Here is a 259-nt window from a genome sequence, read left to right on the forward strand (position 1 = left end):
TACTGTGTAAGCAATATCCCTGGAGCGATTGCTAACTCTACTTCTGTAGCTTATGCAGCGTCCGTGCTGCCACATATTCAGTCCATCCTAAATTCGGGTGTGAAATCAGCCTGTATCAAAAATGGATTTTTAAGACGCAGCTTAACTGCTTATAAAGGATACCTCACACATGAAGAAACAAGTGCTATACAAAATAGACCTTGGATCAGACCAGAGAACGTATTACATATACAAGGCGAAAAGCTAGACCCAGCACCAC

Annotated in this window: 1 protein-coding gene; it reads left to right on the forward strand. The window is 42.1% G+C overall.

Annotation, left to right across the window (positions count from 1 at the left end; all coding sequences use genetic code 11):
• Positions 1-27 precede the first annotated feature (27 nt).
• Positions 28-259, forward strand: a 232-nt coding sequence (locus N7568_RS24255) for a hypothetical protein (protein WP_261612230.1), incomplete at its 3' end; no start/stop codon positions are given.

Source organism: Paenarthrobacter aurescens, from assembly GCF_025421775.1.
GTDB classification, from domain to species: Bacteria; Actinomycetota; Actinomycetes; order Actinomycetales; family Micrococcaceae; genus Arthrobacter; species Arthrobacter aurescens_B.